17 protein-coding genes are annotated in these 23,394 nt (G+C 51.0%); 8 read left to right on the top strand and 9 right to left on the bottom strand.

Annotation, left to right across the window (positions count from 1 at the left end; genetic code table 11):
- Window positions 1-48 precede the first annotated feature (48 nt).
- Window positions 49-351 (top strand): ribosome hibernation-promoting factor, HPF/YfiA family, encoded by a 303-nt coding sequence (hpf, locus tag KK083_RS17170; RefSeq protein ID WP_254165136.1) that lies wholly within the window; start codon window positions 49-51, stop codon window positions 349-351.
- A gap of 71 nt (window positions 352-422) precedes the next feature.
- Here the strand turns inward: hpf and metK are convergent, their stop codons facing one another.
- Together metK and KK083_RS17160 are read right to left on the bottom strand one after the other, a co-directional pair.
- Complete coding sequence (metK, locus tag KK083_RS17165; RefSeq protein WP_254165128.1) at window positions 423-1,679, bottom strand: methionine adenosyltransferase; 1,257 nt, start codon at window positions 1,677-1,679, stop codon at window positions 423-425.
- Window positions 1,680-1,751: 72 nt separating this feature from the next.
- On the bottom strand, window positions 1,752-2,465 hold the full coding sequence (locus KK083_RS17160; protein ID WP_254165119.1) for an SAM-dependent methyltransferase: 714 nt from the start codon (window positions 2,463-2,465) through the stop codon (window positions 1,752-1,754).
- Between the two features lie 18 nt (window positions 2,466-2,483).
- Between KK083_RS17160 and KK083_RS17155 the strand changes: the two genes are divergently transcribed.
- The 3 genes from KK083_RS17155 (at window position 2,484) to KK083_RS17145 (ending at window position 9,033) form a co-directional block, all read left to right on the top strand.
- Window positions 2,484-2,696 carry a DUF2905 domain-containing protein gene (locus tag KK083_RS17155; RefSeq protein ID WP_254165117.1) on the top strand — a complete coding sequence of 71 codons (213 nt, stop codon included), beginning with the start codon at window positions 2,484-2,486 and terminating at the stop codon, window positions 2,694-2,696.
- Between the two features lie 103 nt (window positions 2,697-2,799).
- The gene (locus tag KK083_RS17150; RefSeq protein ID WP_254165115.1) at window positions 2,800-7,590 is read left to right on the top strand and encodes a hypothetical protein; all 4,791 of its coding nucleotides are present in this window, start codon (window positions 2,800-2,802) and stop codon (window positions 7,588-7,590) included.
- A gap of 87 nt (window positions 7,591-7,677) precedes the next feature.
- Entirely contained in the window at window positions 7,678-9,033 is a 1,356-nt protein-coding gene (locus tag KK083_RS17145; RefSeq protein WP_254165113.1) for a dipeptidase, read from the top strand.
- Between the two features lie 127 nt (window positions 9,034-9,160).
- Here KK083_RS17145 and KK083_RS17140 read toward each other — a convergent pair whose 3' ends face one another.
- The gene (locus tag KK083_RS17140) at window positions 9,161-10,225 is read right to left on the bottom strand and encodes a PA0069 family radical SAM protein (protein WP_254165111.1); all 1,065 of its coding nucleotides are present in this window, start codon (window positions 10,223-10,225) and stop codon (window positions 9,161-9,163) included.
- Window positions 10,226-10,455: 230 nt separating this feature from the next.
- On the opposite strand from KK083_RS17140, the gene KK083_RS17135 reads away from it, so the two are divergent.
- Complete coding sequence (locus tag KK083_RS17135) at window positions 10,456-11,343, top strand: 1-aminocyclopropane-1-carboxylate deaminase/D-cysteine desulfhydrase (protein ID WP_254165109.1); 888 nt, start codon at window positions 10,456-10,458, stop codon at window positions 11,341-11,343.
- On the opposite strand, the gene KK083_RS17130 is transcribed toward KK083_RS17135, so the two are convergent.
- The 5 genes from KK083_RS17130 to KK083_RS17110 form a co-directional block, all read right to left on the bottom strand.
- The gene (locus KK083_RS17130) at window positions 11,336-12,088 is read right to left on the bottom strand and encodes a sulfite exporter TauE/SafE family protein (RefSeq protein WP_254165107.1); all 753 of its coding nucleotides are present in this window, start codon (window positions 12,086-12,088) and stop codon (window positions 11,336-11,338) included. The two genes, KK083_RS17135 and KK083_RS17130, sit on opposite strands and share 8 nt — an antisense overlap.
- Before the next feature lie 57 nt (window positions 12,089-12,145).
- Window positions 12,146-14,362, bottom strand: a complete 2,217-nt coding sequence (locus KK083_RS17125; protein ID WP_254165105.1) for a TonB-dependent receptor plug domain-containing protein — start codon at window positions 14,360-14,362, stop codon at window positions 12,146-12,148.
- A gap of 164 nt (window positions 14,363-14,526) precedes the next feature.
- Window positions 14,527-17,931 carry an amidohydrolase family protein gene (locus tag KK083_RS17120; RefSeq protein WP_254165103.1) on the bottom strand — a complete coding sequence of 1,135 codons (3,405 nt, stop codon included), beginning with the start codon at window positions 17,929-17,931 and terminating at the stop codon, window positions 14,527-14,529.
- Between the two features lie 125 nt (window positions 17,932-18,056).
- Window positions 18,057-18,692, bottom strand: a complete 636-nt coding sequence (locus tag KK083_RS17115; protein ID WP_254165095.1) for a deoxynucleoside kinase — start codon at window positions 18,690-18,692, stop codon at window positions 18,057-18,059.
- An 82-nt stretch (window positions 18,693-18,774) separates the two neighbouring features.
- Window positions 18,775-19,647: a TolB family protein gene (locus tag KK083_RS17110; RefSeq protein ID WP_254165093.1), complete on the bottom strand. Its 873-nt coding sequence runs from the start codon at window positions 19,645-19,647 to the stop codon at window positions 18,775-18,777.
- Between the two features lie 38 nt (window positions 19,648-19,685).
- On the opposite strand from KK083_RS17110, the gene KK083_RS17105 reads away from it, so the two are divergent.
- Complete coding sequence (locus KK083_RS17105; RefSeq protein ID WP_254165091.1) at window positions 19,686-20,954, top strand: metal-dependent hydrolase family protein; 1,269 nt, start codon at window positions 19,686-19,688, stop codon at window positions 20,952-20,954.
- Here KK083_RS17105 and corA read toward each other — a convergent pair whose 3' ends face one another.
- Window positions 20,955-21,905, bottom strand: coding sequence for a magnesium/cobalt transporter CorA (gene corA, locus KK083_RS17100; protein WP_254165089.1), 951 nt, complete (start codon window positions 21,903-21,905; stop codon window positions 20,955-20,957).
- A gap of 296 nt (window positions 21,906-22,201) precedes the next feature.
- On the opposite strand from corA, the gene KK083_RS17095 reads away from it, so the two are divergent.
- Window positions 22,202-22,966, top strand: a complete 765-nt coding sequence (locus tag KK083_RS17095) for a hydroxypyruvate isomerase family protein (RefSeq protein WP_254165081.1) — start codon at window positions 22,202-22,204, stop codon at window positions 22,964-22,966.
- A 32-nt stretch (window positions 22,967-22,998) separates the two neighbouring features.
- The gene (locus KK083_RS17090) at window positions 22,999-23,385 is read left to right on the top strand and encodes a four helix bundle protein (protein WP_254165079.1); all 387 of its coding nucleotides are present in this window, start codon (window positions 22,999-23,001) and stop codon (window positions 23,383-23,385) included.
- Window positions 23,386-23,394: the final 9 nt, after the last annotated feature.

Raw genomic sequence — 23,394 nt, 5'->3', positions numbered from 1 at the left:
TTAAACAAGCCGCGTTAGTTTATGTTTAACTTAAATTTTTTTACCATTATGAAGCTGCAAGTTCATTCGATCCACTTTGATGCTGATCGCAAGCTGGTTGATTTTATTCAACGCAAGATTGACAAGCTCGAGACGTTCTATGACCGGTTAGTGGATGGAGAGGTGTTTCTTCGCCTGAACAATGAGGGTGTTGAAAACAAAACTGTTGAGATCAAGCTAAACTTGCCAGGCAATCAGCTTTTCGCGACTGAAAAGGCGCGTTCTTTCGAGGCGGCGGCAGATCAGGCTACCACAGCCCTGCGCATGCAACTGAAAAAATTTAAGACGAAGATCCGTAACGGAAGGGTATAACAGCGAATAGCCTCCAGCTTAAGCTGGAGGAACTGATAAAAGAAGGGCTCCGATTGGGAGCCCTTCTTTTTTTATTGTAATCCGAAAGCTTTTTTAACCTGGTCTACGTGGTCAAGCTTTTCCCAGGGGAAGAGCTCTACCTTCACCTTCAGCTCGGACTTCTTTCCTTTGTTGAAGATCTTCTCAACTACTTTGGGCTCACGGCCCATGTGACCATAGGCAGCGGTCTCAGAGTAGATGGGAGTTCTCAGGTTGAAGCGCTGCTCGATGAAATAAGGACGCATGTCGAAGATCTTTTCCACCTTGCGTGCGATCTCGCCATCGTTGAGCTTCACTTTTGATGTGCCGAATGTGTTCACATACAAACCAACGGGCTTGGCAACACCGATGGCATAGGCAACCTGAACAAGAACTTCATCGCAAAGCCCGGCAGCAACCAGGTTTTTGGCGATGTGCCTTGTAGCATACGCTGCTGAACGGTCTACTTTCGAAGGATCTTTTCCGGAGAATGCACCGCCACCGTGCGCACCTTTTCCACCGTATGTGTCAACGATGATCTTCCTTCCGGTTAACCCTGTGTCGCCATGAGGACCGCCGATCACAAACTTTCCAGTGGGGTTCACGTGATACTTGATATCTGTTCCGAAAAGGTTCTGAACTCTCTTGGGAAGTTTCTTTTTGATGCGGGGCACCACTACGTTGATCACATCGTCTTTGATCTGCTTCAGCATCACGGCATCTTTTGCAAAATCGTCGTGCTGGGTAGAGATCACAATGGTATCGATCCGTACAGGCCTGTTGTCATCGCTGTATTCAATGGTAACCTGCGACTTGGCATCGGGCCTGAGGTAGGTCATCACTTTACCTTCTCTGCGGATGGCCGCCAGTTCGCGCAGCAGTAAATGCGCGAGGTCGAGCGGTAAAGGCATGTAGTTGTCTGTTTCATTGGTAGCGTAACCGAACATCATGCCCTGATCTCCCGCGCCCTGATCTTCTTTCTTTTTCCTTTCAACACCCTGGTTGATGTCGGGAGACTGCTCGTGGATTGCGGATAAAATACCACATGAGTTTGCCTCAAACATGTACTCACTTTTGGTGTAGCCTATTTTACGGATCACCTCGCGGGCGATATCCTGAACATCCAGATAAGCTTGTGATTTTACTTCACCTGCCAACACCACCTGCCCGGTAGTTACCAGGGTTTCACAAGCTACTTTCGATTCGGCGTCATAAGCCAAAAAGTAGTCAATCAGCGCATCTGATATCTGGTCGGCAACTTTGTCGGGGTGGCCTTCGGATACTGACTCCGAGGTAAATAGATAAGGCATAGTGAGTTCTTTAAATTTAAATTTTAGGGGGCAAATTTAGAGGAATTGGGATAACGAAAAAACTAATTGAGCCTACTGGGCAAGAAATAAAAAAACGGCTGGTTTTTTCGGCAATTCAATTGTTTGCGCGCGCCAGGCTTTCACTTTTCGGGTAGCAATAAATTCAGCATCGCCCGTCAGGTCAAGGGCAACACACAGGTCTGTATCGCCAGACAGGTTCTTAACAAGGTTCTGCAAGATGGCATTGTTCCGGTAAGGGGTCTCTATGAAGATCTGCGTTTGGTTCTTCGCACCCGATTCTTTCTCCAGCTCACGGATATTCTTTATGGCTTCCTTTCCTTCGATGGGCAGATAGCCGTGAAAGGAGAACTTCTGGCCATTGAGCCCCGATGCCATCAGGGCCAGCAGTATGGAAGACGGTCCCACCAGGGGTATTACCTTCACCTCATGGCGGTGTGCAAATTTCACTGCCAGCGCGCCAGGATCAGCCACACCGGGGCAGCCTGATTCGGAGATCACACCCACATCATGGCCTTCAAAGACCGGCGCGAAAAGCGCTGCCACTTCCGCTTCTTTGGTATCCTTGTCAAGCACCGAGAACTGAAGGGCTTCGATGGATTCATAGATCTTCAGGCTGCTGAGGTAACGCCGGGCGGTTCGAACATCCTCCGCAAGGAAATAACGGATGCCGGGGAGTATTTTTTTTACCTGAAGGGTCAGTACCTGGTCGTGCGTGTGCTCGGCGATGACATTCGGAATCAAAAACAATCTACCTTTGTTAGGCATGCTACAGGTATGTTGAATATGGGCAAATTTCTCATAATTAGCGGAATTATTCTGCTCCTGCTGGGGCTGATCATCCAGTTTTCAGGTAAGATCCCATTTTTGGGCAGGCTGCCGGGCGACATTCGCATCGAAGGAAAAAATTACCAGTTCTACTTTCCCCTGGCCTCCAGCATTCTGATCAGCATCCTCATCTCCCTTGTGCTTTTGCTGATCAATAAAGCACGCCAGTGAATAAAATTAACTTTCCGGTAAAACGTTGATGTTATCTGCGGGTGCAAGTTGTCAACTCTTTAGCTTATTTGGTGTTTATTTGCGAATTTCAGGTTTTGAACAGGTGAAGAAGGTTCCCTTATATTCCTTTCTAGCGGTCATTCTGGCAACCAGTCTTTGCCGGGGACAGGGCAACAGCAGTGCGGCGCCGCCATTGAATTTCCCTGACAGCGTGCTCATTGTGCTTGAAAACACCCGAAAGGTGGATGCTTCTGTGATCGGAAGCGGTTTTGCCAGCGTCTGGGCAAGCCTTGGCCTCGACCAGCAGCAGATGATCCGGAAGCAGACCTATCTGATGCGAAGGAAAAAATTTCCGCTCAACCCACACATCGTCCATTATTTCGGTGCCATCGTCAACGCCATCAACGTTGAGCGCGCCGATGCCCAGACCCTGTCGAAATACCTCACCGTTGCGGGCAAGGTCATCAACCAGCAACCGACCGCAAAAGCGCTTAACTTTTTTGCCATCAGCCGCACCTTCTTCCAGTACCACGCGCTGCACTATGAAAAACCGTTCAGGCTTTATTCGAAAGACGATAGCTATTCATTCGACTACATAGAACCGGCGCCGCTGATCAGCATGTACGATACAACGTCACAACAGCAGACCGAGCCATTGCCCGATGCCTCATCGGAAACTGAAACGATGCCCACGCAAGACGCATCTTACAGCGATACCACAGCCCAGGAGATCATGCCCAGCTGGATGACGCCGGCGCCACAACCGTACATCGATGGCCCCGTGATCAAATTCAGCAAGCTCACCATGAACTTTGTAACACCGTACGATTCGGTGTTCCTCAAGGATTCAAAGGGCACGCTCTCGCTGACCACGAATGTTTTTGTAGGAGAAGGTGGCAGCTTCGACTGGAGCCCCGCATTGCTGAGCCCCGACTCGGTGTACTGCAATTTCACCGCGTATAATTTCAACGTCAGCAAACCCGACCTGAAAGCCGACATCGTCAGGTTCAACTACACAGGCAAAACACCTGGCGTCATAGCCGGAACGTTCGAGTTCAAGTCACAGCCCAGAAAAGATTCCGTTGCCTCCACCTATCCCCGGTTCAAATCCTATCAGAGCGACCTGGAGATCAACGGGCTGGCAGACGAAAACCTGAAATACAGGGGAGGTTTCTCACTCACCGGTAACAGGATCTCCGGCAGCTCGGTCACGGGCCAGAATGCCACCATCGAAGTTTATCACAACAACGAAAAGAAATTCACAGCACAATCGGCAAACTTCGTCTTCATGCCAAAAGCTGTCGGCGCCCAGAGAGCCAGTGTGCGCATCCTGCAGGGCAACGATTCCATTGTCCATTCCAGCATCAGAATGAAATATTCGTTTGGCAACGATAGTACCCAGCAGCTGCTGCTGATGAAAGACAAGGGCGACATGCGCAACGCTCCGTATGCATCGTCTTTTTTCAATATCGATTTTACAGCCGATGTCATCCGCTGGAACCTGCAGTCAGACAGTATGGACGTGCGCACCGACGGAGGGCGGAAGATCGTTCCGGTCATCATCGAGTCCATCGATTTTTACGACATCGAAGATTACCGCCTGCTGAAAGGTACCGGCTTCAATTTTCATCCGCTTACGCTGGTGGTCAACTACTCGCAGAAAACCGGGATGCGCGAGTTCTATTCAGCTGACCTTGCCCAATCTTCGGGCAAGAGCATTCCTGAAATAAAATCGGCCGTGAGCTTCCTCGCCCAGAAGGGTATGATCAACTACGATCCGCAGACGGACAAGGTGCAGGTGAAACAAAAAGCCATTTCACTTTACCGGGCTTATAAAGGCGAGATGGATTATGACAACCTCAAGATCCACTCGGTGATCGATAGCAGCGCCAACGCCACCATCAACTTTTCGAAAGGTTACATGACGGTACGGGGTGTGGATGAGTTCAACATCAGTGACTCGCTGAACGTGAGGATCAAACCCGACAGCAGTGTGATCACGTTGCTGCAGAATCGCGACATGAAATTCAACGGCACCGTTACGGCCGGAAACTTCGAGATCAGCGGCAAAGGCTTCACACTGAAGTACGACAGCTTTTACATCGACCTCGACAAGATCGACTCCATCAACTTTTACCTTACGGAAAAGAATGCGCGGGGCCAGGAGATCAGGCGCAAGGTGAACAACTCGATGGTGGGCGCTGACTCAACGGCAGCCGCTGCGGGCGGATTGGGTGACATCTCCAAATCGTCAGGTACGTTGTTCATCAGCAGGGCCAACAATAAATCAGGGAAGGTAAAGATCCCCAACTATCCCAGGCTCGATGCCAGCACCGGTGGCGTGATCTACTTTGACAGGAACGAAGTGCTCGGCGGTGTTTACGATCGATCCATGTTCTTTGTAGTGCCGCCCTTCAAGCTCGACAGTTTGAACGATGCTGACCCGGCTTCCATCAACTTCGATGGTACGTTCGTATCGAGTGGCATGTTTCCCAACTTCAAGGAGATGCTGCGCACCCAGCTCGACAAATCGCTCGGCTTCGAGCACGCCATCCCACGGCCTGGCTACCAGATGTACAAAGGCGACGGCAATATGAATGGTGTGCTCACCATGGATAACCGTGGCCTGCGCGGTGTGGGCGAGATCGATTACCTGGCCGTGAGCGTATCCTCCAACGATTTTATTTTTTATCCCGATTCGGTGATCACGCGTGGTAACCGGGCCAGGATCTCGAAGCAGCAATTCGGCAATGCGAAATTCCCGCAGGCGTCACTTCCTGACTATGACATGAAGTGGTATCCAAAGCAGGATATGATGCGACTAAAGAACCTGAAGGCGCCTTTCAATTTTTACGACTCCACGGCCCAGATGCAGGGAACGCTGACCATCTCCAAAAACGGTGTGGCCGGCGCCGGCAAGCTCGAGACCCGCGGTACCGAGCTCGTTTCGCGCACCATGAATTTTACCTCTGACGATTTCAGCGCGCGCCATGCCCGGTTCAAGGTAAAGTCTGACGACCCGAACAAGAACCTGCTTGCCGGTAACGACATTCGCCTCAAGTTCAACCTGCTGGAAAACTACGCCGATATCAGTCCGGAGATCGCCGGTGTTGCCGCTATCGACTTCCCCTATGCGCAGTTCAAAACCTCCATCCCCAAGATGCGCTGGGATCTTGACGAGCAGAAGATCACCATGAGCAAAGACCCCGATGTACCCATCGAGGAATCTTACTTCTACACTACGCGCAAAGACCTGGACTCGCTGCGGTTCAATGCAGAGAAGGCAGAGTACGACCTGAAAACCCAGCAGCTGAAGGTGATGGGCATCCCTGACATTATTGTTGCCGACGCCCGCATTACCCCTGAGAACAACGAAGTGCTCATCCTCGAGAACGCGCGGATCGGAACGCTGAAGAACACCACCATCATTGTGGATACGCTCAATGGTTATCACCGCCTTACCGAGGGTGTGGTGGATATCATATCGCGAAAGGAATTCAGCGGCTACGCAACCTACCAGTATGTGAACTTCCTCAGTGACACGTTCGCCGTTAAAATGACGAACTTCCACCTCGAGCCGGTAACCGAAACAGAAGGTTCTAAAAGGTCGCAGCGCAAAAAATCGGCCGCCACCATGCAGACCGTTGCCACCGGCTCCGTAACAGAGAAAGAAAGCCTGGTGCTCGGCGCGGGCATGTATTACAAGGGCGACATGACCATGTATGCAACACGGCCGGCCTTGCAGCTGACGGGTTACGTCAAGCTCGCCATCCAGAAGATCAAGAACTACAACACGTGGATCAAGTATGACCAGACCGGTGATGAGACCGATGTGAACATCGACTTCGCCACCGCGGTGACAGAAGAAGGTAAACGTGCCACAGCCGGCCTGCATTTTGGCTCGACAGATAACGACCTCTACATCACCTTCCTGAACAACAAGAAGAATGATGACGACGACAATTTCTTTGAACCACAGGGCACTTTATTCTACGACACAGAATCGAAAGAATACAAGATAGAAGACCGCGACAAAGCAGCTGGCAACAAGCTCTCGGGAAAGGTTTTTGCCTATAACGATGAGACCATGCAGGTGCGTTTTGAAGGGCCTGTCAACCTGTTCCAGGGTGCCAAGAACTTCAACATCACGGCCACCGCCATCGGGTCGGGCAGCTTTCAGACCAACGAGATCCGCATGAACACCATGGTGCTGTTAGATACGGATGCGCCTTCTACCGCCTTCGACTACATGGCTCGCAATCTCCAGGATGTGATCAAAAATGAAGGTGCCACTGAAGGGCTCGGTGACCAGACGGAGCTGCTGTACAAGATCTCTGATATTGTGGGCGAGCGTATAGCCAAAGACTATGAGCAGAAGAGCCTGCAGGGATATATTCCCCTCACAACCATGGCGCCACTGGTAAAACCCCTTACCATCGCGGATGTGAACATGAAATGGTCTGCCAAACACAAGGCTTTTTACAGCGAGGGAAACATCGGCATCTCCAACATTGGCAGAAACGATATCAACGGCGGGTTCGAGGGATTCATGGAGGTGAAAAAGACAACAGATGGTGCCCCGGTATTCCACCTGTTCATCAAGGCTTCACCCGAGGCGTGGTACTACTTCGGCTTTGAAGACAACCGGCTCATCATCCATTCTTCTAACCAGGATATGAACAACGTTATCTCCAAAAAGACCAATGCCGGAAAAGTGAAGATCGGTGAAGTGGCGTTCATTCCAGGCACAGAAGACGAGGTGCTTACGTATGTGAACCGCTTCAGAAAAGAATACTACGGCATAGAGGTTCCCTATAGCCTCAGCGAGCCTGGTCCGGCCGTTGAAAAGAAGAAAACAGAAGAAAAGAAAAAAGACGAGAGCGACGGCTTCTGAAAAATACTACCACGCCCGGCGTTATTTCCTGTGCTCACTTTGCGTGACTACCCTTCAATCCTTAATTTGCGGGCAACTCATTAACCTATGGTAAAAGAATATATCAACGGAAATAAAGACCGGTTTCTCGCAGAGCTTTTCGACTGGCTCAGGATCCCCTCTGTGAGCGCTGACAGCCGGCACAAAGGCGACGTACGCAAGGCCGCTGAATTTGTGAAAGAAAAACTTGCCACCGCCGGTGTAGACAAGGTTGAGATCTGCGAAACCAAGGGGCACCCCATCGTTTATGCCGAGAAGATCATCAACCCTTCATTGCCAACGGTGCTGGTGTATGGTCATTACGATGTGCAGCCGGCAGATCCCCTGAACCTGTGGACGTCTCCTCCGTTCGAGCCGGTGATCAAAGACGACAAGATCTACGCCCGCGGTTCCTGTGACGACAAAGGCCAGGTTTACATGCACGTGAAGGCATTCGAGATCATGATGAAGAACAACCTGCTTTCGTGCAACGTCAAGTTCATGATAGAAGGTGAAGAAGAAGTAGGGTCTGACAACCTGGGCACTTTTGTGAAGGAGAACAAAGCAAAACTGAAAGCCGATGTGATCCTGATCTCCGACACGGCGCTCATTTCCCTCGATCACCCTTCCATCACTACCGGGCTACGCGGCCTGAGCTACATGGAAGTTGAAGTGACCGGCCCTAACCGCGACCTGCACTCCGGTGTGTATGGCGGCGCTGTTGCCAACCCCATCAATGTATTGTGCGATATGATCGCGTCGCTGCACGATGAGAACGGCCGCGTTACCATTCCCGGATTTTATGATAAGGTTGCTGAGCTTTCAGCGGCTGAACGCGAGGCGCTGAACCGTGCACCATTTAACGTTAATGAATACAAAAGCGAGCTGGGCATCAACGAGATCAAAGGTGAGAAAGGTTACACCACACTCGAGCGCACCGGTGTGCGACCTACACTCGATGTGAATGGCATCTGGGGTGGCTACACCGGCGAAGGTGCCAAGACCGTTCTTCCTTCGAAGGCACACGCCAAGATCTCCATGCGCCTGGTACCCAACCAGAGCAGCGCAGAGATCACCGAGCTGTTCACCAAACATTTTAAGGCCATCGCTCCCGAATATGTGAAGGTGAAAGTAATGCCCCATCACGGAGGCGAGCCTGCGGTGACACCTACAAACTCCAAAGCTTTCGGCGCAGCAAGCAAAGCTTTTGAAGAGGTTTGGGGCAAAACACCTATTCCCACCCGCGATGGCGGAAGCATCCCGATCGTAGCGCTGTTCAAACGCGAGCTGGGACTAGACACTGTGCTTATGGGCTTCGGACTGGACAGCGATGCCATTCACTCACCCAACGAACATTACGGTGTGAAGAACTTCCTGCTGGGCATAGAGACGATCGTGGCGTTTTACAAACACTTTGCAAAGTAGTCCACGGTCGACAGTCCACTGCAGTGAGGTTGATAGTCATGACAGAGACGGCTGCGTTATGTGCTTTGAGCTACAAGTGAAGTACAAACTAAGCCGACTCTTAATGTCTCGCGGCTAAAGCTCACAGCTAAAACAGACTCAGGTTCCCACCTCGCCTGAATTTGGTGAGATCGATGGCCGGCATTTTTTTATCACCGAAATATTTTTTCCTGGAGACAGTAAAGAGCTGGTGGATGGTTTCCGCGAAGTTGCCTTCACCGCCCATGCGCCGCCCGAACTGTGAATCGTTGACAGTGCCGCCGTGCATGGAGCAGATCTGGTTCCAAACCTTGTCGAAGCGGTCGGGGAAATTTTTTCGAAGCCAGTCTTCAAAGATCTTGCCGATAGCACCGTTGAGCCTGACCACCGTCATGCCTGCGGCCAATGCGCCATGGTTGGATGCTTCTTTCAATACTTGCGGAATTTCATGATGATTGAGTCCCGGAATGATGGGCGCATTCATAATGCCTACGGGCACACCTGCCTTTGCAAGCGCCTCCACGGTCTTTAATCTTTTGATAGCGCTGGCTGTGCGCGGCTCCATCACCCTTCGCAGCTCTTCATCGAGTGTGGTGATAGAAATGTAAACATGCACCAGGTTGTCCTGCGCGAGATCTTTGAGCAGATCGAGGTCTCTGAGCACCAGCCCGTTTTTGGTGATCATACCCAGTGGGTGCCTGTACTTAGCAAACACTTTAAGAATGTTGCGCGTGATCTCGAACTGCCGCTCCAATGGCTGATAACAGTCCGTGTTGCCTGAAACGGAAATGGGTACGGGATCCCAGTTTGGATTCATCAGAAATTTTTCAAGCAGCTGGGGTGCGTTTTTCTTAACGATGATCTTCGATTCAAAATCAAGTCCTGCGCTGAAACCCCAGTACTCGTGTGTGTTGCGGGCATAACAATAGATGCAGCCATGTTCGCAGCCCTGGTACGGATTCATAGAGTACATCATACCCAGGTCGGGGCTGGTCACCTTGTTGACAATATTCTTCGGGCTTTCATGAAACACCTGCGTGGTGGGCGCTGAAAGCAAAGGTTCATCCAACCCTTCAACGTGCTCAGCAACGTATTTGGCTTTCAGAAACCTGTTCTCCGTTTTGATCTGGGCACCGCGGCCTTTAAAATATCCTTCGTCTTCTGTATTCTCCATCGCTGCGTGATCTTTAAAAAAATAGATAGCGCTTTCGTTTCTCGGCCCCCCTCCTTCGTGCAAAAGCACTTCAGCGGGCAAGCACAAAACTACCCGGGAGGAAAGGCACAAGCTTGAACGGCTAATTTGATTAGAGATATAAAACTAATTATTTTAGTTATCAAAAATCATTTTTACGGAGAAAAATAATTGCTGTTCTTCGGGCTCTGAATTAAAGAACTGGCAATTCCTTGATATACAATAAAACACCTGTTGATGAGATCCGGTCAGCCGCGCTTGACAAGGCAGGCATACGGCTATTGGTGAAACGTGAGGACCAGAATCATCCATTCATTTCCGGGAACAAATGGTGGAAGCTGAAATACAATATTGAAGAAGCGCTGAAGCAACACCGTACGGTGCTCACGTTCGGCGGGGCATACTCCAATCACATTTACGCGGTTGCCGCGGCGGCCAAAGAACATGGGCTGAGCAGCATCGGCATCATTCGCGGTGAAGAAACGCTGCCCCCCAACGCAACCCTCTCATTCGCCAAGGGCAACGGTATGCAACTTCACTACGTGAGCCGGGAAGACTATCGCAAGAAAAATGATCCGGAGTTTGTGCAGATGCTTCATGAAAAGTATGGAGAATTTTACCTGATCCCGGAAGGAGGAACCAATAGCCTGGCCGTGAAAGGTTGTGCGGAATTTGCTTCGGAGACACTGTTGCCAATTGACTTCGATCACCTAATGCTTCCTGTGGGCACTGGTGGTACAATGGCCGGAATTGTGTGCGGGTTACAGGGCCGGAGAAAAGTGACCGGCGTTGCTGCATTGAAGAACGGAGATTTCTTAAAGACCGAGATCGACAAACTGATCCGCGAATCATCAGGGTCTACTTATGAAAACTGGTCGCTGCTTACTTCCTACCATCATGGAGGTTATGCTAAAGTAACAAATGAGCTGTTGGATTTTATGAAAACCATAAAAACCGAACATGACCTTCCTTTGGATCATGTGTATACGGGCAAGCTCTTGTGGGCTGTGATGAAAGAGATTGACATGGGGCAGTTCGCCAGAGGAACAACCGTGCTCGCGCTGCATACCGGGGGGTTGCAGGGATCGCTGGTCAGATGAGCATGAACACCGCTGCGACGAGGGTCATAATGATGATGAACCACCGGTACACATGTTCCTTCAGATGTTTCACGATCACGATACCGGCATACGCACCGAACGCGATAAAAGGAAGTGTTGTAAGATCGAGCAGGAAGGTATCCAGATTGATGGTGTGCCATCCCCACACATGAAAGGGCACCTTGAACCAGTTCATCACCATAAAAAACCAGGCTGTGGTGCCGATGTATTCATCTTTCGGCAAGCGCATGGAGAGAAAATAAACCGCCATCAGGGGGCCAGCGAGGTTCCCCACCATTGAAACGAAGCCAGCGACGATGCCTATGAGGATTGCAAACCAGGCAAAATCAGGAATGTCTTTCTGGTGGCCACGATTAAGCCACAGCATGGTGATGACGCTGCCGATGATGACCACCGCCATGATGATCTTGAAGATCCCGTCATCGATCATGCCACCGACGAGGGTACCCAGCACCGTTCCCAATGCCGCCCAGGGAAAAAGTTTTCTGAGGTGATGCCACGATGCATGCCGGTGATAGTACCACACCGCCATCGCATCGGCCAGACAGATCACGGGCAGCAAAATGCCCGACGAGATCTGGCCACCGAAAACAGCCGCAAGCAAAGGCACCGCCATCATGCCAGCGCCATGCACACCCGTTTTTGCCATGCCGATCAAGGTAGCCGCAAAGAAAAAGATCAGGATCTCATTCCATGACAAGCTGAAGGAAAAAAGTGTGACCAAGGCCGCGCAAGTTTGGGCCGAAGATAAGACGAAGGTTCCGGATTTGTGATCTTGCCCCTAAAATGTTACTCGTAAAGTGGCAAAGACATTCCGCCCGGGCGCGTTGATGCCAGACGAAAAAGTTCTGTATTGAAGGTCGAGCAGGTTATCCACACCTGCCTGTAGGGCTACAAAACGGTTAAACTCATAGGCAGCCCTGAGATTCACGGTATACCATGAGGGCATTCCCCGGGTCGTAGCGTAAGCCTCATTGTCTTCGGAGTTCAGCAGGTAGTCGCCCATGCGTTTCCATGCGCTGAAATTCACAAATGCATTGGCCATCCATTGCTGGTGGCGATATTGAACACTCACCCTGCCGAATGCCGGCGGAATGTGATCCAGCGGAATATCGCCGTCAACGGAAGTGATGCGACCCTTTGTATAATTATACGAAGCATCTGCAGTGAAGCGTGGTGAAAGATCGGCATGAAGAACCGATGACACGCCAGTGACGAACGCACGCCGTTTGTTCTGGTTAGCCATCACCGGCGTCTGCTGCCCGTTGTAATCAACAGTAGCCTGACCGTTAAATGTAAACGCATCCATCACAATGGCATCGAAAAAGGAAGTATAGAAGACCGTATTCTCCCAACGCACTTTGTCGGCGAAGAACCTGGTAACGGAAAGATCGAAGTTCAATGTTTTTTCAGGCTTCACATCCGGGTTTGGAACAATGAGCGACTGACCCGCGCTGGTTTCAAACACCTTGGCCAGATCGTCGATGTTTGGTACCCTGTAGCCCGTGCTGGTCATGATCGAGAGCTTCCAGTCATTCCGCGGCCGGTAGATCAAGCCGAGGTTGCCACTGGCATAGGTGTTCTTCTGCTCTACTTCATCAAAGGGAAAAGGGAAAAACGTTTTGTCTTCAAATCGCGCATGCAGGGCCGCTATACCAAGTCTCACACCATCATTCAACGTGAGCTGTTCGTTGATGTCGAGCGTGTGCGTGAGATACAACGCGAAATAGTTCATCGTATTCTTTCCATCGGGATAACGTGTTGCTACTGGAGACCTTTCACCGGTGATCACGTTCTGGTTGTAGGCCGTGGAATTCACCTTATTGAGCTGGCCATCGAAGCCGTAACGCAGGTTGCTGCCGCCGATGGTTTTCTGCAGGTCGACCGTGAGACTGATCACATCAACTTTTTCGATCTGGTTTCTGCGGTTGGGCCGGTTAAACCTCCGGTCGTGCCGGCTCTCTTCCACATCCTGGTAGCTCAACGTTGCCTGGAGCGACTCTGCCAATGCCCCGAGGTCTTTTACACCCAGCTGATAGGCGGCCATCAGTCGTTTCTGCGGACCATAATACCATTCAGCATTCCGGAGCCCTGTGCCTTCGGGGTCCGTAAGCCGGTCGTAGCGCGGAACGTTGGATGAGTTGGAGAACTGGAAGTTCAGCACGTGACTGAACCGCTCGCTGGGTTTGAACAAAAACTTTTGAACGATATCGTATTGCGAGTAACCACTGAACTTCTGAACATACGGATTGGTGTTCTGCACCAGCACATCTTCCGAATTATCGGCGGAGCGTTGCACATAAAACCTCCGCACACCGAACTCTTCACCCAAGGCCGAGTTCTTTTTTTCACCCATCTTCAGATCGCCAAAATCGCTCGAGGTAAAAGAAGTGAAGGAGCCGAACCGTTTGCCGCCGATGCTCACATCGAGGTGACCGGTTTGCTCATCGTTCACCGTTCCGTAACGGTAAAATGCAGCGCCTTTCACCTTAAGCCCAGGGTGGTCAGGGTCTGCGAGCTCCGGGCCCCTGGTGCGAAAATGAATAACACCGCCCAGCGCGTCTGAGCCGTACACCGTAGACGATGGCCCCAGCAACACCTCTGCGCGTTCGAGCGAATTGTTATCGAGGGTAATGATGTTCTGCAGGTGGCCCGCGCGGTAAATGAGGTTGTTCATTCTCACACCGTCTATCACCAGCACCACACGGCTCGCTTCAAATCCGCGTAACTGCGGACTGCCTCCACCCTGCTGACTTTTTTGCATGGCTGCCACACCGGAGTTGGCGATGAGGTCCGCGGCCGTCTGTGCATTCAGTGTTGTGATCTGATCCCTGGTAATAAGTTGGACCTGTTGTGCAATTTTGCTTCGCTGTTGCGGGATCTTGTTGGCAGAGATCACCAGCTCATCCAGCGTCACCGTTGAATCAGGGTCTGCGGTCTGCGCTGCAAGTGACCACGATCCAAGGCATGCCAGGCATACTAGGTAAATGCTTTTCATACTGAGGGGTTTTAATGGAAATGAAATTCATTCCCTGTTCGGGTCCAGGGTGCGGATAACGTTTTACTAATATAGCGAAACATCCGTTGCAAAAAGATACCCCCGTAAAAAACAAAACCCCGGCAGAACCGGGGCTTCATTATTATCATTAGGTTTTTTACAACTTACCGGATACCGGGCACTGCCTCAGGGCGGCTCTGTTCCCATCCGTTGACACCTTTTCTCACCACGGGGTAAACTTCGTCCAGGGAGTTGCCATCATAAAGGCGGCCGTTCTTCATCACTTTGTCGATGGTATTTGAATTCCGGATATTCTCCAGCGGATTCTTGTCCATGATGACCAGGTCTGCCAGCTTGCCCGGCTCGATGCTGCCGAGGTCGCCATCCAGCCCCAGCGCTTTCGCGCCATGGATCGTAGCCACTTTCAGCGCATCGTGAGGCGACATTCCGCCCGACTGCACTGACCAGAGCTCCCAGTGATAACCGAGGCCTTGCAGCTGTCCGTGAGAGCCAATGCCGGCATTGCCACCTGTTTTGATGAGGTCGTTCACAAACTTGGCGTGGTCTTCGAACACGTGCTCTTCTTTCATGAACCATCCGCCGCGTCTGCGCGATTTGGCATCGAGCTCACCTTTGGGTGTGAACCTGTTCAGCTTCGGATCGCCGTTAACATTCTCGGTGGCATAGTAGAAGTTTTCTGCCCAGGGGCCGCCGTACGCAACGAGCAGGGTAGGCGTATAAGCGGTGCCCGATTCTGCCACAAAAGTGCTGAAGTCCTTATACAACGGATAGATCGGAAACGCATGCTCATGGCCCGGATATCCATCAATGATCTGTGTCATGTTCAGCCTGAAGTCAAGACCGCCTTCTGTGGTAGGTTTCAGTCCCTGCTCTTTGGCAGCCATAATGATCCACTGGCGGTGCTGGCGGTTGCCCACCAGATACATCTTGATGTACTTCGTGTTGTAATACTCCGAATACTGCTTCAGCACATCGCGGGCCTGATCGAGATCCTTGATGTTGTAAGCCCAGTAACCAACGCCGGGGCCAGTGGAATATACACGCGGGCCTGCGATCTGTCCAGCCTCTACAAGGTCTGCATATGTAAGCACATCGGTGGTAGCGGTCTGCGGGTCGCGGGTGGTGGTAACACCATAAGCGAGGTTGGCAGCATACATCCACACCTGGTTCTTGTGAAGCCCCCACGCCGGCCACATGTGCGCGTGCGTGTCTACAAATCCCGGAACGATGGTCTTGCCTTTCACATCGATCTTGCGCACGCTGCCATCAACCTGGATGGATCCTGAAGCGCCCACCTGTTTGATCCTGTTGTTCTCGATGAGGATGTCGCCTGATTCGATCACCTCATCACCTTTCATGGTAACAATGCGGGCGCCTTGCAGCAGCACTTTTCCGTCGGGGATATCCCTGGGGACCGAAACTTTTACACGGATCTCAGAAGGCTTGTAACCCTCCTCTTTCTTTTCTTTTTTGTCTTCGTCTTTTTTATCGCCGGCTTTATCGCCTTCCTTTTTTTCCTTGTCGGCTTTCGCACGTTCTTCAGCTTCTTTTTTCTTCCTGATCTCGTCTTCCTTCGCTTTTGCATCATCGATGTTGTACGTAAAGAAAGCGTTGCCGATAGACCAGTATACGGTTTTACCGTTGTTGTTCCAGGAAGCGAATTGCCCGCCGAGCTTCGTAAGCTTGCGCGAAGGGAATTGCGAATTGGCGGGATCAGAGACCGAGATCTTCGGGGTTTCGCCACCAACTTTCGGAACAGTTACAGCATAGATCTCATTGTTGATCTGCGCCAGCGCCAGGTCACCTTCCGGACTCATCATGATCACCTGCGCATTAGAAGGTTCACGCTGCGGCTCGCTGGCAGATTCAACCATCATGCAGTGGTTGTCAAACGTGGTACCGTAGGTCATGATGCCCGTCACTTTCAGATGCGCTTTCTCGTCGGTGCCATCCCAGCGAATGGATACTAAACCTTTCTGGTTGTGATACAAATAAATGCGGTCGTCGTTCTTCACAAAATGAGGGCTCGCTTTTCCCTTGGCTTTGTCAACGATCGTCACAGCACCACCATCGCCGGAGATCCAGGCAATGTTCTCCTGGCTCGAGAATGACGCAGGACCTTCTTCATCCTGGAAGAATTGTGAAGAGCCGATCATAAAAGCGATGCGGTTTCCTTTGTACGACCACGCGGGCTGCGTATACAATGCCGCACTCGTAGTAAGTTTCACGGGTTTGGCACCTTTGGTTTTGAAATTGATCTTGTATAAATGGCCGCCGTTATTCTCCCAGCTCACCCATGCCAGCTGGCTTCCGTCGGGGCTCCATGCGGGCATTGCTTCGGTGAAGTTGTAATCGCTCACACGCCGGGGTTTTCCTTCGGGCAGATCCATCACATAAAGCCTGTTCAGCGCTGTGAAGGCAAGTTGTTTTCCGTCAGGCGAAACCTTGCCGTCGCGGATCTGCGTAACGATCATCTCCTTGTCGTCTTTGATGGGGTATTTGAATTCGAGCTTGGGGCCGAGCTCGATCTCGGTATCCACTTCAAAAGGGATCTCGATGGCCGCGCCACCGGCTACAGGAATGCGATAGATCTTCCCGCCGTAAGAAGCAACAACTTCTTTGCTGTCAGGGGTAAACGACATAGCGGGCAACACACCCATCGGAGCGATCGACTCCTGCTCGTCGCGCTGCACCGGGTACGCGAGCCATTTCTCCTGACCTGTTTTCAGATCGCGAAGCACAAGACCTGTTTGATCATTGTAACGTGAACCGTAAACTAGCCATTTGCCATCAGGCGAAAGCGTGGGAGCAAACGCTGATCCGTAACGATTGGTGCGGGTGTCGATATCGCCTGTCTCACGGTCATAGAGCGCCACCTGGTATTGCGGCAGCTGCGCGTTGTAGTTCCATGAACCGGTGCGCTGCGAAAACCATACATAACGACCATCGTTGCCGAACGCAGGTTCTACCGTCTTCAGGTTATCAGGTTTAGAGATCAGCTGTGCGCCGCCGCCACCGTCTTTGTGAAACAACCACAATTTGAGATTGCGGCGTCCTTTCGAAGCCACAACGTACTGGCCATCGGGCGTCCATTCGGCTGACTGAAAATTGTCTGTATTACCTTTGGTGATCTGGAGAGAGTCTTTTCTGTCGAGCGCAAAACGCCAGACGTTCTCGCCGCCGCTGCGGTCAGAAACCACCAGGATATGTTTGCCGTCAGGACTGAACTTCGGGTGTGATTCAAACGACATGTCTTTCAAAAACGGCCTGGCTTTTCCTCCTGTAAAAGGAAGAAGGTAAATATCGCCCAGCAGATCGAAGACAATGGTTTTGCCATCGGGACTCACATCCAGCGAGATCCATGAGCCCTCGGTGCTTTTGATCCTGACTTTTCTGGCAGCTTCCAGTGGCAGGAACTCCCGCTTCTTATTCTTTTCTCTTTTGGTGGAATCGGTTTTTACCTTGGCAGTATCGGCCTCAACGATCTGCCCATGCGCCATCATGCCTGCAAAGAGTACAGGCAGAAGCGTTAACATTAATTTTCTCATATGTGTGGGTTATTGGGGGTTCAAAGATCACAAAATCATGAAGCAACAGAAAGGAGTATTTATATCAATGGTTGATTGAAGTTTCTGTCGAAAAACGGGATAACCCGTGTTGCGGGATCAAAAGTTCATTGTGTGAACAGGTTGTTCAGCTCCAGGTCTATTTTGTTCACGATGAATGAAAAATCTTCGATGTTCTCTACAAAATCTAGGTTGTTCACATCGATCACCAGGAGCTTGCCCAGCGTATAGCCGCTGATCCACCGTTCATAATGCTCATTCAAATGTTTGAGGTAGTCCAGGCGAATGGCGTACTCGTAATCGCGGCCCCGCTTTTGGATCTGGCTCACAAGCTTCGGAATATCGGCCTTCAGGTAGATGAGCAGGTCTGGCGGCGGCACAAACTTGATCATGGAATCAAAAATATCATGATAGCTCCGATAATCGCGTTCATGCATATGCCCGCTTTTGTACAGGTTCGATGCAAAGATGTAGGCATCTTCATAAATGGTACGGTCCTGAATGGTAGCCCTGCTGTTGTCGCGGATCTCGTTCACCTGCTTGAAGCGGCTGTTCAGAAAATAGATCTGAACATGGAATGCCCAGCGGGTCATGTCCTCGTAAAAATCTCGCAGGTATGGGTTCTCATCCACAGATTCGAACAACGCATGCCAGCCGTAATGTTTTGCCAGTTTGCCCGTGAGTGTGGTTTTGCCCGAGCCGATGTTGCCGCAAACCGCAATATGTTGGAGTTTTTTCTGCACGTCAGTTTTTCTAAGATGCGAAGGTAAGATGAGGAGAACAAACTTTACAGTTGCTCAGGATCTAAATCGCAAATTTTCTCCGTCACTGCTCGCTCATCACCACGGCCAGCTTCTTACCGTCAGCGCTCACCGCAAGTCTTGTGATGGCCGTCAGTGGTGTTTCAGCAGTAATTTCGATTTCCATCCATGATCCGCCCTTCGCGGGATCGTAGCAAAAAATTTTTTTCCCATCGCTCATCAGCATTTTTCCATCCGGTGTCCAGGCCATGTCATGCTCGGCACCCGGCAGGCTTTTGACAATGGGCTCAGCTTGCAATGTCTCCATGTTCAGGCTGTTCACCACCCATTCTTCATCACTGATCTTCTGAAGAAAACTGATGGCGTTCTTCCCGGGGATCCGGTGCAACGATCGTCCGATCCGTTCAGCCACAACCGTTTTATTTTTTGTGTTCAGGTCGAATACCTGCAGCTTGAAAGGCGCCGGTAATGTAAACACAGCCACTTTGCCGTTATTGCCCCAGGCATGATAACCCACTGTGAGGTCATCGATGATGATCTCGGGCTCATCACCACCCACCGGATACCTGACCAGGTCCTGGGCACCGCTGTCACGCTGCAGAATGCAGGAAATAAATTGTTTGTCTGGCGTTACCGTTGGCGAATATTCGCGGTCATGTGTTTGCACAAATCTTTTTGTTTGGCCTGCGCTGTAATCGTACGTCATGATGTCAGTTCTGCCTTCCTTGTCAGCGGAAACGTAATACAGCACGGGCCTGTCGGGATGAAAGAATGGTTGATTATCGTAACCTTTATGGTTACTGATATTGCGACCGTTGCCTATGGAAACTTTTCCCCGTTTGATTTTCAGCTCAAAAAGATGGATTTCCGTCGCCGGCTGCGCGAGAACTTCAAGCGATGTTATGAGCAAAAGAAAAAAGAGAATTACTTTGTTCATACAAACAGTATTCATCATCCTATAAAGATAGTTTTAAAATGAACACCCTCTCTTCGCACTGGCTGGCATTGGTCTTCTTTATTTGTGGGGCTTTCGGCTCCCAGGCACAAACACAATTCCTACTGGTGCCAGACCGCGTTTTTGACGGAGAGCAGGTTCATACCAACTGGGCTGTGCTCGTTGAATCAGACCAGATCACAGCCACCGGTCCCGCCGATCAGATCAAAGCAAAACCTGGCGCAACCTTTTTGCGTCTCGAAGGCTGCACGCTGCTCCCAGGTCTCATCGAAGGCCACGCACACCTCCTGCTCCATCCGTATAACGAAACACCGTGGGACGACCAGGTGGCAAAAGAGTCGGATGCGCTTCGGGTAGCACGGGCCACGGTACATGCGCGCAAAACACTGCTCGCAGGTTTTACCTCCATACGCGACCTGGGCTCTGAAGGCGCAGGGTATGCCGATGTGGGTTTAAAGACAGCGATCTCAGAGGGTATCATTCCCGGCCCGCGCATGCTGGTGGCGGGGCGTGCGATGGTGGCCACAGGAAGTTATGGACCAAAAGGCTTCGATACAGATTTCACGGTGAACCTGGGCGCGGAAGCTGCAGACGGTGATGATGTGATCAGGGTGGCGCGCGATCAGATGGGAAAGGGCGCCGATATCGTGAAGGTATACGCCGACTACCGCTGGGGCATCAACCGTGTGGTGCTGCCTACTTTTTCGCAGCACGAGCTTTCACTCATTGTTGAAACGGCCCGGAGTGGCGGAAGGCCCGTGGTTGCCCATGCCTCCACGGCAGAAGGTATGCGCCGTGCAACGCTGGCAGGTGTTGAAACCATCGAGCATGGCGATGGAGGAACGCCGGAAGTTTTTAGGTTGATGAAAGAGAAAGGTGTAGCACTTTGTCCCACACTCGCGGCCAGTGATGCCTTAAACCAATATAAAGGATGGAAAAAAGGTGAGGAGCCCGAGCCCGCTGTGATCAGGCTGAAGCGCGAAACGTTTAAGGAAGCGCTGAAAGCCGGCGTCACCATTTGTGCTGGCGGCGATGTTGGTGTGTTTGCGCATGGCGACAACGTGCGCGAGCTGGAGCTGATGGTGAATTACGGAATGAGTCCTGCCGACGTGCTGAGGTCGGCTACCAGCATCAACGCCCGGGTATTTCACATGGACAGTCTTGTGGGCAAGATCGTTGCGGGTTTGAAGGCCGACCTGCTTGTCGTAAAAGGCGATCCGCTGAAGAACATATCCGACCTCCGGAAAATTGAGTTTGTTATGAAAGACGGTGTGATCTACAGGAACTGATCACAGCCATTTCTTGCGTTTGAAGAACCAGAGAAACGCCAGTGAGGAGAATATCATCAGGGCGATGGCAATGGGATAGCCGGCGATCCATTCTATTTCAGGCATGTGTTTAAAGTTCATGCCGTAGATGCTGGCGATGAGCGTGGGTGGCATGAAGACCACCGTTACCACGGTAAAGATCTTGATCACCTGGTTTTGCTCGATATTCACCAGACCGAGAAAAGTGTTCTGCATGTATTCCAGTCGCTCGGAGCTGAACTGCGAGTGCTGGAGCAGCGATGCAATATCTTTGATAATGATGGTAAGTCTTTCGCTTTCTATTTTGTTGAACTCGGGGATCCGGATCAGCGAGCTCACAACCCGTTGTTTTTCCGTGATGGTCTCGTGCAGCAGCATCACGTTCTCCTGAAGCCTGGCAATGCCCAGGAGCAGGTCTTGTTGCAGCGATCGTTGCGATAACAGCTCCTTGCTCAATTGGTTGAGCTTGCGGTTGATGCCCTCGATCAGGTCGGCATCGCCATCGATACGGGCCTCCAGGATGGTAAGAAAAATATCGAGGCCGTGCTCTTTGGTCTCGGTGTTCATGGACTTCAGCCTGCGCACCGCCTCGCCGAAGATCTTGATGTCGCCCTGTCGATAGGTAAAGAGAATGTTGCCCTTGAGGATGAAGGTGACGTTCTGCACCTGCAGCTCTACCTCACTGAATACAAAACCCAGGTTGATCTCGATGGTCTCATCCGTCTCGAGGAAACGCGAGGAGCTTTCGATCTCCTGCAGCTCCTGCGAAGTGAAGAACTCGATCTTGTAATGTGTCTCTACGAACTGCCTCTCCTGCTGGGTAGGCGATTGCAGGTCTATCCAGATGATATTGTTGTACTCCAGAATATCTTCAAGAGGCGGATTTTTGAACTGCTCGATTCTTCCCTTCGATATGGTGTATACCCTGATCATATTTTACCGCGCTGCAATTTATTAGCATTTATCGAATATCGAAGTATTTTTAACCGGCTCTTGGCTTCCGTTGGCATAATTCTGCGCAACAAAGTTGTGCCATGCTTTAGAGAAATGCTAATTTGCTAGGCAGGGTGAGAGTAGGCAGTAGGCAATGAGACAGTAGGCAAAGCGACGCCAGGGTTTTGCCGAACCCGGTTTCAATTCGAATTGGAACTTGTATCTTACGTTTACACTGACCAATTGCCTATTGCCCCGATAATTTATCGGGGTTTGCCTACTGCCTACTATTTAACATGAAAGGAAACATCAATCACTCCGTTTGCCAATGGTGCTACAGCTCCATTCCGTTAGAAGAATTAACCCGCGCCGCCAAGGGCATGGGCATCTCCTCTATCGATCTTTTAAATGCTGATCAGTGGCCCGTAGTGATCAAGCAGGGCCTTACCTGTGCCATGGGTTACGGAAGCCCCGTTGGCCTCACCAAAGGATTCAACGATCCGTCGCTGCATGCGCAGTTCCTGAAGGAATATTCGGTGGCCATCCCCAAAGCGGCAGACGCTGGCCTGAAGAACCTGATCTGTTTTTCTGGCAACAGGAACGGGCTAAGCGATGAGCAGGGGATCGAGAATTGTGCCAGGGGCCTGGAGCCGGTATTGAAGCTTGCCCAAAAGTATAACATCACCATCGTTATGGAGCTGCTCAACAGCAAGGTGGACCACAAGGATTATCAGTGCGACCACACCGCATGGGGCGCCAGCTTGTGTGAAAAGCTCGGCTCGGAGAACTTCAAGCTGCTCTACGATATTTATCACATGCAGATCATGGAAGGTGACGTGATCGCCACCATCAGAAAATACAAAAATTATATAGCCCACTATCACACCGGGGGTGTTCCGGGCCGTCATGAGATCGACGAATCACAGGAACTCTACTACCCCGCCATCATGAAAGCCATTGCCGAAACCGGATTCAAAGGTCACGTAGCCCAGGAGTTCATTCCCAGCAAGGCGGATCCCCTGGCATCGTTGAGTGCAGCGATTAAGTTGTGTGACATATAAAAAATTGACAATAGACAAAATTGCAATTGACAATGGGTGGGAAAAACTTCAGGGATTTGACTGTCTATAAAAAAGCTTTTCAGCTGGCGATTGAGATTTTTGAGATTTCGAAGACTTTTCCGAAAGAAGAGAGGTATGGACTGACGGATCAGATAAGGCGTTCTTCGAGAACAGTATCCGCGTGCATTGGCGAAGCTTATCGTAAACGGCAATATGAAGCTTACTTCGTCAGCAAGTCATCAGATGCTGACATGGAGAATACTGAGACCCGTGTGTGGTTGGATTTCGCCCTCGCTTTCAAATACATCGATCAAGACCGTTACACTGATCTTGAATCAAAAGCCGTCGAGGTGGGAAAGCTTTTAAATCACATGATCGAAAATCCGAAAAAATACTCCCGCAAAGTTGTTGGCTCCTAAATTGTCAAT

The sequence above is a fragment of the Chryseosolibacter histidinae genome, assembly GCF_018598225.1.
GTDB classification, from domain to species: domain Bacteria; phylum Bacteroidota; class Bacteroidia; order Cytophagales; family Cyclobacteriaceae; genus Chryseosolibacter; species Chryseosolibacter histidini.
This window is presented reverse-complemented; position numbering and strand designations above follow the sequence as displayed.

Bases quoted from the DNA above. Each gene is read 5' to 3' on its own strand.
- KK083_RS17120 (WP_254165103.1), bottom strand. From the start codon at position 17,931: ATGAGAAAATTAATGTTAACGCTTCTGCCTGTACTCTTTGCAGGCATG.
- KK083_RS17145 (WP_254165113.1), top strand. From the start codon at position 7,678: ATGGTAAAAGAATATATCAACGGAAATAAAGACCGGTTTCTCGCAGAG.
- KK083_RS17155 (WP_254165117.1), top strand. From the start codon at position 2,484: ATGGGCAAATTTCTCATAATTAGCGGAATTATTCTGCTCCTGCTGGGG.
- KK083_RS17090 (WP_254165079.1), top strand. From the start codon at position 22,999: ATGGGTGGGAAAAACTTCAGGGATTTGACTGTCTATAAAAAAGCTTTT.
- corA (WP_254165089.1), bottom strand. From the start codon at position 21,905: ATGATCAGGGTATACACCATATCGAAGGGAAGAATCGAGCAGTTCAAA.
- KK083_RS17125 (WP_254165105.1), bottom strand. From the start codon at position 14,362: ATGAAAAGCATTTACCTAGTATGCCTGGCATGCCTTGGATCGTGGTCA.
- KK083_RS17095 (WP_254165081.1), top strand. From the start codon at position 22,202: ATGAAAGGAAACATCAATCACTCCGTTTGCCAATGGTGCTACAGCTCC.
- KK083_RS17110 (WP_254165093.1), bottom strand. From the start codon at position 19,647: ATGAACAAAGTAATTCTCTTTTTTCTTTTGCTCATAACATCGCTTGAA.
- KK083_RS17160 (WP_254165119.1), bottom strand. From the start codon at position 2,465: ATGCCTAACAAAGGTAGATTGTTTTTGATTCCGAATGTCATCGCCGAG.
- metK (WP_254165128.1), bottom strand. From the start codon at position 1,679: ATGCCTTATCTATTTACCTCGGAGTCAGTATCCGAAGGCCACCCCGAC.
- KK083_RS17140 (WP_254165111.1), bottom strand. From the start codon at position 10,225: ATGGAGAATACAGAAGACGAAGGATATTTTAAAGGCCGCGGTGCCCAG.
- hpf (WP_254165136.1), top strand. From the start codon at position 49: ATGAAGCTGCAAGTTCATTCGATCCACTTTGATGCTGATCGCAAGCTG.
- KK083_RS17105 (WP_254165091.1), top strand. From the start codon at position 19,686: ATGAACACCCTCTCTTCGCACTGGCTGGCATTGGTCTTCTTTATTTGT.